This is a genomic window from Stenotrophomonas sp. STEN083 (assembly GCF_056759195.1).
On record NZ_JBRRCU010000105.1, the window covers coordinates 1 to 6600 of the forward strand.

Genomic DNA, 6600 nt, shown 5'->3' on the forward strand with positions numbered 1-6600 from the left:
GTGGGTGGGTCCGGTGTTGGGGGCCCCTGGCTGGGGCCTCCTTGGGCGGGCGTGGCGGGGCCGGGCGAGCGCCGGCCGGCGGGGGCCCGCCCCACTACAGGGTGTTGCCGGCAATGCTGGAAATGCCTGAAAGCCAACCCCTCCCCAACCCTCCCCTACGCCTTTGGCGCAAGGGAGGGGGCAGAAGCACCCAGCAAGCAAGCCTTACCCCGCAATTGCTCCAGCATCGCCGCGCCATTGCTGATGAAAGCATCATCAGCCGCTGTACCCGCTTCAACCGCCAACGCCTGCAATTGCTCAAGCCCGCTGAGCCGGGGAAACTGCTCCAGCCTCTCCAGCAGCCGGTACAGCAACGGCGAAAGCTCGGAGAAAACAATATCGCCATCAGCCTCGCGTCTGGCCAGCAGCAACGTCGGCTGTAGCGGTAGCTCAACGGGCTGATAATCCAGACCAATCCTATGCACCGGCCACTGGTAAGCCAGCGCCCGGCACCAGGGGGAACAGACCGGGCTGCCAGTCAACAAGTCACCATCAGGATCATGCGCGGGCAGTGCTTCATCGCTGATCTTCAGCGCCAGCTCGATCCATTCGTAATGTGCAAGCTCCAGCAGCCAAGGCGCTTGCGGATCGGCGGATCGATTGTCCAGAAAGGCAATGAACTCCTGCCCGATTTCCGGAAACAGCGGTGTATGTGCACGGTGCTCGCGGCAGAAACCACGCACCAGCTGCTGCCAGCGCGACTCGCCCAAGGTACGTGCGATAACCGGGAAATTGGCAGTCAACAGGCTCTGGATATTGTTGAAATACAGCTCGCGATACACCTGCATGCGTCTGTCGGCGATACCTGCCGGAGCAGGTTGTTGCAACGGGTCGCGCAGGTGCGCGGCAAAGTGCATCTGTAATTGGCGCAGTGACTCAGCCATGAGCGGCCTGCTGCAACTGACGGATACGCGTCAGTTCTTCCAGCAGCTCGGACAGCGGCGGGAAGTTGAAGTCGCGCTCCAGCAGGGTGGGGCGCACGCCATGCATGGCGTAGGTGTCGGCCAGCAGCGCCCAGACATCGCCCTTGACCGGCATGCCGTGGGTGTCGATCTTCAAATCTTCGGCTTCGTCGTGATGACCGGCGACGTGGTAGCTGGCAATGCGCTGTGAGGGCAGGCGTGCCAGAAACGCGCGCGCGTCATAACCGTGGTTGATGGCGTTGACGTAGACGTTGTTGACGTCCAGCAGCAGGTCGCAATCGGCTTCGTCGAGCACTGCATTGATGAAATCTGCCTCGTCCATGTCCGCTGCAGGTACTGCGTAGTAGGAGGCATTTTCCACGGCAATACGACGACCGAGGATGTCCTGGGTCTGGCGGATGCGGGCGGCAACATGCTGCACGGCTTCGGTGGTGAAGGGCAGCGGCAGCAGCTCGTAGAGATGGCCGTCATCCGTGCACCAGCTGAGGTGCTCGCTGTACAGCGCGACCTGATGCTGGTCGAGGAAGCGCCGCGTGCGTGCAAGGAATTCCACATCCAGCGGGGCGGGGCCACCCAGCGACAGCGACAATCCATGGCAGCTGAGCGGGTTCCGCTGCGACAGTGCGGCCAGCGCTTCGCCCAAGCTGCCGCCAACGCCGATCCAGTTGTCCGGGGCGCATTCGAGAAAATCAAATGCGCCAGCCGGCGCGGCCTGCAAGGCGTCCAGCAGCGAGCGCCGCAAGCCCAGGCCAGCGCTGGCCTGGGCGGGCAAGCGCTGGCTTGTTGTGTTGGGATCAGTGCTTACCGCCACATTTGCCCTCACCGCACTTGCCTTCGGCTTTTGCTTTGTCCGATGTGGCAGCCGCTTCGCCTTCAGCCTTGGTAGCGTCGGTCTTTGGCTTGTCCTTGTCGGCGCCGCACTTGCCTTCGCCACATTTACCTTCGCCGCACTTGCCTTCGGCCTTCTGCTTGGCGGCAGCGTCGGCGTTCTGTTCGGTAGCGGTAGTGGCCTGCGCTTCAGCGGTTGGCGGGGTCTGGACGCTGGCGCCGAGCGCGTAGCCTTGGGCAAGATCGGTCATGGCAAAAGCAGGGGCTGCCATGCCGCCGAGCAGGGCAGCGCCGAGGGCGAGGGAGGCGGGCTTGCGGATGTCGATGGCCATTGGAATGTCTCCGGTAGTGGTAGGGCCGGGGGGAGGCTGGAGCTTAGCAAGCGGCTCCGCGCAATGGCGTGACCTTGCCATCGTTGGAATGACAACGGGCCCACTTGGGGCCCGTGTTGATTCAGCTGGCGATGGTGATCAGCGATGGCCGCTGACGATATCGATATCGACCTTGCGCCATTCGTTGCCGCGGCCGGGCTTGCGCAGGCCGTGCTTGCTGTAATCGGCAATACGGTTGCCGCGTTGGTTCTGTGGCAGGCGCTCGCCCTTGCGTGGGGCATGGTGCGCGCTGTTGCTGGATGCGTGGCGGGCACCGTTGTGCGCGGCCGGCGCAGGAGTGCTGTTGCCGTGGCCTTGGGTGTGCGGTACAGACGCATGGGCCGACTTGTCGTGACGGCTGTCGTCACGGTCACGATCCTGCGTGGGGCCGGCAAAGGCGGCACCGGAGGCCAGCAGGGACAGGCTCAGCAGGGTGGCAGCGATACGCTTCATGGCAATTCCTCAGTGCGCGGCGGGAGTGCTGCGGACGAGTCCATGCTCGGAAAAATGCCGTGAATGCCTGATTAAAAATCCAGGCGGCGGAGTATCACTTTGTACCAGTCTGTATCGGCCCGCCACGACGAGGTACAACGGGCCTATACGGACGGGATGGCAGTACCGCCGCTGCGCATGCAGGCAGCGGCCGGACAACCGTCGATCAGGCGTGATCGACGGTGCTGGTTTCGTCGCGCTTCTCGCGTGGCGGCAGCGGCGCATCGCCGTGCACCAGGAACCAGACGTTCTCGGCGATATTGGTGGCGTGGTCGCCGATGCGTTCCAGGTTCTTGGCCATGAACAGCAGGTGCGTGCACGGGGTGATGTTGCGCGGGTCTTCCATCATGTAGGTCAGCAGCTCGCGGAACAGCGCGGTGTACTGGGCGTCCAGGCGTGCGTCGTCGGCACGCAGCTTCAGTGCGGCCTCGGCGTCGTTGTCGCGATAGGCTTCCATCGCGCGACGCACCTGCATTGCAGCCAGTCGGCCCAAAGCGCGTACGCCCTGGATCTGCGGCAGCGGCGGCACTGCGGCCAAGGCGATGGAACGCTTGGCGACGTTGGCAGCGTAGTCGCCGATGCGCTCGATGTCGGCGGGGATACGCAGACCGGCGAGGATCTCGCGCAGGTCGCGGGCCATCGGCCCACGCAGGGCCAAGCGCATCACGTCGTGGCTGATCTGCTGCTCGAGCTGGTCGATGGCCTCGTCGTTGGCGACGATGCGCTGCGCGGCCTTCTCGTCGCGGCGCTCGATCACGTCCAGCGCGGCTTCGAGCTGGGCAACGGACATTTCGCCCATGCGCACGATCTCGGCTACCAGTCGCTGCTGTTCTTCGTCATAGCTCTTGACGATGTGGTCGTTGGGAAGATTCATGGAATGCTCGCTGGAGACTGTTCGGGTGGGACTGCATTCGTTCGGGAGCTGCGTTGCCATCCATGGCGTACATCTGGCTTCGGAGTGCGGCCGGGCCGTCCTTGGCCAGGCGTCCAGCGGGCGGCGAACCCTTGTACGGTCCGCGCGCGCCAGCCTCAGCCAAAGCGACCGGTGATGTAGTCCTCGGTCTGCTGCTTGGAGGGGTTGGAGAAGATGGTTTCAGTGCGGTCGTGTTCGATCAGGTCGCCCAGGTACATGAAGGCGGTGTAGTCGGACACGCGCGCGGCCTGCTGCATGTTGTGGGTGACGATGGCGATGGTGTAATCGTTCTTCAGCTCTTCGACCAGCTGCTCGATGCGGCTGGTGGAGATCGGGTCCAGTGCCGAGGTGGGCTCGTCGAGCAGCAGCACGTCCGGGCGCAGGGCCACGGCACGGGCGATACACAGACGCTGCTGCTGGCCGCCGGACAGGCCCAGTGCGCTCTGGTTGAGCTTGTCCTTCACTTCGTCCCACAGCGCGCCCTGGCGCAGCGCCTGCTCGACGCGCATGGCCATGTCGGCCTTGGACAGCTTCTCGTGGTGGCGGATGCCGTAGGCGACGTTCTCGAAGATCGTCATCGGGAACGGCACCGGCTTCTGGAACACCATGCCGACCTTGGAGCGCAGGCGGTTCATCGGGTACTTGGGCGAGAGGATGTTCTCGCCGTCCAGCAGCACTTCACCACGCGCTTCCAGCTTCGGGTACAGCGCGTAGATGCGGTTGAAGATGCGCAGCAGGGTGGACTTGCCACAACCCGAAGGGCCGATCAGCGCGGTGACGCGCTTTTCCGGAATCTCCAGGTTGATGCTCTTCAGCGCGTGGAACTTGTCGTAGTAGAAGTCCAGGCCGCGTGCCGCCAGCTTGACCGGCGCCGGCGTATGCAGCGACTGGTTGGCGGCGGGCACGGAGATGCGCTGCATCGGTACGGCGTTGCTGAGGTCGTTCATGGGAAGGTCCATGGCAATCAATCGTTTAAGTTCAGTCGTTCGAGATGCGGTTGCGCAGCAGCAGGCCGCGCGCGGAGAGGCTGACCAGCAGGACGAACACGGTCAGCACCAGGGCACCAGCCCAAGCCAAGACCTGCCAGGATTCGTAGGGGCTGCCGGCAAACTGGTTCATCACTACCGGTACCGATGCCATCGGCTGCATTACATTGCTGTTCCAGTACTGGTTGCCGAAGGCGGTGAACAGCAGCGGTGCGGTTTCACCGGAGATGCGGGCCAGCGCCAGCAGGATGCCGGTGACGATGCCGGCCATGGCGCTGCGGTACAGCACCTGCATGATGACCTTCCACTGCGGCACGCCCAGTGCCAATGCGGCTTCGCGCATCTGTACCGGTACCAGTCGCAGCATTTCGTCGGTGGTGCGGATCACCACCGGCAGCACGATGAAGGCCAGCGACAAGGCGCCTGCAAATGCCGAGAACTGGCCGCCGGTCTGCATCACGTAGAGCGTGTAGACGAACAGGCCGAGCACGATGGACGGTGCCGACAGCAGGATGTCATTGACGAAGCGGACCACGGTGCCGGCCTTGCGGGCATTGCCGTACTCGGCCAGCCAGGTACCGGCGGCCACGCCCAGCGGCGTGCCGATGCCGATCGCCATCGCACACATCACCGCGCTGCCGAAGAAGGCGTTGAGCAGGCCGCCTTCCTGCATCGGCGGCGGTGTCATCTTGGTGAACAGGTTGATGTTGATGCCGGGCAGGCCCTTGGACAGCAGCGTCCACAGGATCCAGCCGAGGAAGAACAGGCCGAACAAGGCGGTCGCGCAGCCCATGAACAGGGCAAGAAGATTGACGACGCGGCGGCGCAGGTACAGCGAATCAGCGGAAGCGGACATCAGTTGCCCTCCTTGCGGGACAGGCGCATCAGCATCAGGCGGGCCAGTGCCAGCACCACGAAGGTGACGATGAACAACACGAAGCCGAGCAGCAGCAACGCCGAGCGGTAGGTTTCCGTGGCTTCGCCGAAGTCGTTGGCGATCAGCGCGGCGATGGTGGTACCCGGCTCAAGCAGCGAGGGGGTCAGACGCACGCTGTTGCCGATCACAAAGGCCACTGCCATCGTTTCGCCGAGCGCACGGCCGAGGCCAAGGAACACGCCGCCGATGACAGCAGAGCGGGTGTAAGGCAGCACGATGTCCCAGCTCACTTCCCACTTGGTCGAACCCAGCGCGTAGGCCGATTCTTTCAGGCGGGTGGGGACGGTGAGGAAGACCTCACGCATCACCGAGGAAATGAAGGGGATCACCATGATCGCCAGCACGAAGCCGGCCGTAAGCATGCCGATGCCCAGCGGCGGGCCGCGGAACAAGGCGCCGATTACCGGCAGTGGGCCGATGTGATCATTGAGGAACGGGGTGACGTATTCGGTCATCACCGGCACCAGCACGAACAGGCCCCACATGCCGTAGATGATGGACGGGATGCCGGCCAGCAGTTCGATAGCAGTGCCAACCGGGCCACGTAGCCAGCGCGGTGCCACTTCGGTCAGGAAGAAGGCGATGCCGAAGCTCACCGGCACTGCGATCAACATCGCGATCAGCGCGGTAACGATGGTGCCGTAGATCGGTGCCAGCGCACCGAACTTGTTCTCGACTGGATTCCACTCGGAGGAGTAGAAGAAGCTGAGCCCCTGCTCCTGCAGTGCGTGGCGGCCGCCCCAGAGCATGGACAGTGCGGCGCCGGCCAGGGCGACCAGGACGAAGACGACGGTGGCGACCAGGAACCAGCGGAAAAGACGCTCGTTGCGGGCGTCACGCAGGTCGCGTGAAGTGGGCGAAGAAGCTAGGGACGGTGCAATGGCATTCATGGCAGCGGCAGGGGCCCAGGAGGATGCGGTGGTGTTTCTGTCCCCGAGGTCGGGGAATTCAATTCTTCGAGGTCGTGACCCCCGCCTGCGCGGGGATGACGGTATGACAGAGGCGGGGGGGGGGGGGGGGGGGGGGGGGGCGGGGGGGGCCAGGCCCAGGCGCCGCCACACAACAACCCCACGCGGGAGCGGAGGAGCGGCCGCCCCCACCCGGCGCGCGG

The 6600-nt window shown here is 64.3% G+C and carries 8 protein-coding genes; all 8 read right to left on the reverse strand.

The genetic code is table 11. The annotated features are described in order from the left end of the window. Nucleotides 1–155: 155 nt before the first annotated feature. Nucleotides 156–923 carry an HvfC family RiPP maturation protein gene (locus ACVOK8_RS18895; protein WP_481568158.1) on the reverse strand — a complete coding sequence of 256 codons (768 nt, stop codon included), beginning with the start codon at nt 921–923 and terminating at the stop codon, nt 156–158. Further along, a complete protein-coding gene (locus ACVOK8_RS18900) occupies nt 916–1734 on the reverse strand; it encodes an HvfB family MNIO-type RiPP peptide maturase (RefSeq protein ID WP_481568159.1) in 819 nt (272 codons plus the stop codon). Before ACVOK8_RS18900 ends, ACVOK8_RS18895 begins: the two co-directional genes overlap by 8 nt. A gap of 22 nt (nt 1735–1756) precedes the next feature. Then, entirely contained in the window at nt 1757–2122 is a 366-nt protein-coding gene (locus ACVOK8_RS18905) for an HvfA family oxazolone/thioamide-modified RiPP metallophore (protein ID WP_481545419.1), read from the reverse strand. 138 nt (nt 2123–2260) lie between these two features. Next, nucleotides 2261–2614 carry an RcnB family protein gene (locus tag ACVOK8_RS18910; RefSeq protein ID WP_481568161.1) on the reverse strand — a complete coding sequence of 118 codons (354 nt, stop codon included), beginning with the start codon at nt 2612–2614 and terminating at the stop codon, nt 2261–2263. Between the two features lie 205 nt (nt 2615–2819). Further along, nucleotides 2820–3527 carry a phosphate signaling complex protein PhoU gene (phoU, locus tag ACVOK8_RS18915; protein WP_481517408.1) on the reverse strand — a complete coding sequence of 236 codons (708 nt, stop codon included), beginning with the start codon at nt 3525–3527 and terminating at the stop codon, nt 2820–2822. 155 nt (nt 3528–3682) lie between these two features. Beyond that, a complete protein-coding gene (pstB, locus tag ACVOK8_RS18920) occupies nt 3683–4513 on the reverse strand; it encodes a phosphate ABC transporter ATP-binding protein PstB (RefSeq protein WP_481568162.1) in 831 nt (276 codons plus the stop codon). 31 nt (nt 4514–4544) lie between these two features. Beyond that, nucleotides 4545–5408 carry a phosphate ABC transporter permease PstA gene (gene pstA, locus ACVOK8_RS18925; RefSeq protein ID WP_481537657.1) on the reverse strand — a complete coding sequence of 288 codons (864 nt, stop codon included), beginning with the start codon at nt 5406–5408 and terminating at the stop codon, nt 4545–4547. Next, nucleotides 5408–6379 carry a phosphate ABC transporter permease subunit PstC gene (gene pstC, locus ACVOK8_RS18930; protein WP_481545415.1) on the reverse strand — a complete coding sequence of 324 codons (972 nt, stop codon included), beginning with the start codon at nt 6377–6379 and terminating at the stop codon, nt 5408–5410. Before pstC ends, pstA begins: the two co-directional genes overlap by 1 nt. Between the last annotated feature and the right edge of the window lie 221 nt (nt 6380–6600).